The organism is Lentilactobacillus rapi DSM 19907 = JCM 15042, assembly GCF_001436255.1.
Taxonomy (GTDB): domain Bacteria; phylum Bacillota; class Bacilli; order Lactobacillales; family Lactobacillaceae; genus Lentilactobacillus; species Lentilactobacillus rapi.
Genome location: NZ_AZEI01000067.1, coordinates 1 through 2374, shown reverse-complemented (window position 1 = coordinate 2374; position 2374 = coordinate 1). Strand labels below are relative to the sequence as shown.

1 protein-coding gene and 1 riboswitch are annotated in these 2374 nt (G+C 43.9%); the gene reads left to right on the top strand.

The window, feature by feature from the left end:
* Positions 1-301: 301 nt before the first annotated feature.
* A complete protein-coding gene (gene recQ, locus FD12_RS07695; RefSeq protein ID WP_056982469.1) occupies positions 302-2077 on the top strand; it encodes a DNA helicase RecQ in 1776 nt (591 codons plus the stop codon).
* Positions 2078-2165: 88 nt separating this feature from the next.
* Positions 2166-2268, top strand: a riboswitch (TPP riboswitch).
* The last annotated feature ends 106 nt before the right edge of the window (positions 2269-2374 follow it).

Genomic DNA, 2374 nt, shown 5'->3' with positions numbered 1-2374 from the left:
AAACATAATAAAACCCCTTGAATTAGATTTCTCCAATTCAAGGGGTTCAGTTCATTGTGGAATGCATTACTTTTTTTGCTTAAATGGCAGCGATCAGCCGTTTGTCGCAAGTTTTATCAATATATGAAGTGAAAACCAAGTTGCATTTATAAGCACTTTGCCGACTAATGTCTCAGCCTCAAAACGCCCATTGCCCCAGTCTTATCTCAATTAAAATACCAACCTTCATTCTTTTCCAATGAAACAAACGCGTTTTTTTCGTATACTATATTAAGTGACTAAAACGAAAAGGACTGGCTACATGACACCTCAAGAATTACTTAAAACTAAATTTGGCTACGATCAGTTTCGACCGGGACAGGAAAAGGTGATTAATGATATTTTGGCTCATCAAAATGTGTTGACCATTATGCCCACTGGTGGCGGGAAATCACTCTGTTACCAAATTCCGGCTATGCTGCTTGACGGCGTGACACTGGTGATTTCGCCATTGATTGCGCTGATGAAGGACCAGGTTGATGCTTTGAATGAAAATGGCATTCCGGCCACCTTTATTAATAGCAGCCTGGATTATGATGAGATTGATGCGCGGTTTGCTCAAGCAGCCAACGGTGAAATTAAGTTGTTGTACGTGTCACCGGAACGTTTGGATTCCGGGGCATTTTTCCGATTGGCAAAATTACCAATCGATTTGGTGGCCGTCGATGAAGCGCATTGTATTTCCCAGTGGGGTCATGACTTCCGGCCAAGCTATCTGGCACTGACCGATCGGCTCGATCAACTGCCCTCTAACCCGACGATTGTGGCCCTCACCGCCACTGCCACACCACGAGTTGCTGAAGATATTAAACAGCGCTTGGCGATTGGGGAGGAAGTTAAGACTGGCTTTGAACGGGATAATTTATCATTTAAAGTCGTAAAGGATCAGGACAGTGATCGTTATTTACTGGATTATTTGAAGCTGAATGCGACTGAGTCTGGGATTATTTATGCCAGTACCCGTAAGGAAGTTGAGCGGTTAACCAAATTGCTGAAAAAGCATCATTTTTCAGTTACCATGTATCATGGTGGCCTCTCAAAGGAAGTTCGGCGGCAAAATCAAGATGATTTTCTTTACGATCGGGCATTAGTGATGGTCGCAACCAACGCATTTGGCATGGGAATTGATAAAAGTAACGTCCGGTTTGTGATTCACGATTCTGTTCCAGGCAGCTTGGAAGCCTACTATCAAGAAGCTGGCCGGGCTGGTCGAGACGGCCTACCAAGTGAAGGAATTTTATTGTTCAAGATTGGCGATGTTCAAACCCAACGTTTCTTTATTGACCAATCTGAGCGTGACCAACAGAGCAAGCAACGCGAGTATCAGAAGTTACAGGTGATGACTGAATACGCCAATACGGAACAATGCCTGCAACAATTTATTCTCAACTATTTTGGCGAAGAAGGTCCAGCCTGTGGGCGGTGCAGCAACTGTCTTGATACCCGCGAATCGCAGGATATCACCGTTGATACCCAAAAAGTATTGTCGTGTGTTTACCGAATGAATGAGCACTTTGGCAAAAGTTTGGTGGCGTTGGTATTGGCGGGTTCCAACTCACAAAAAGTGACCAACTTCCGTTTTAACCAGTTGTCAACTTACGGCATCATGAAAGGTCAGTCTCAAAAGAAGATTGTTGAATTAATTGATTATCTCACGGCAGCCGGTTACCTGGTTGCGACGGGTGGCCAGTTCCCAGTTTTGAAAGTCTCAAAGTTGGGCTTGGCGGTATTGAAAGGCGAACAAAAAGTTTCCCGGAAAACGTCCGTTAAGGCGGCTAAAGCGTTGCCTGAGAATGATGATTTATTTGAAGAGCTGCGAAAACTCAGGCGTTCTTTTGCCGAAAAGCAAAGTGTGCCGCCATTTGTGATCTTCTCTGATAAGACCTTACACGAAATGAGTGCAGTCATGCCAACCACCGAGGCTGAAATGTTAGACGTCAAAGGAATTGGCGAGAGTAAAATGACTAAGTATGGTGCAGAATTCTTGCAGGTAATTAGCGAATTTAAGGCTGGCGCAACGACGGGGTCACCCAGCTAAGCCTCGGTTGGGAAGATCATTTCCGAATAAATAATGACAGGGGCTTAATTTTCACGTATAATGTTCATTGCAATTTTAAATAATGTTTAGATAACATTAGGGGAGCCATTTGGCTGAGACAGAAGTAATTTCTGGACCCTTCGAACCTGATCTGGTTAACGCCAGCGTAGGAAAGATGTTAAGTGAAGCCTAAGTGGGGGTCTCCTTTTGTTATCCAAGACAATGGGAGGCTCTATTTTTATGGCTTGAATTTACACTTTAAGTGCAACACTAATTAAATAAAGAATGGCCCATGGC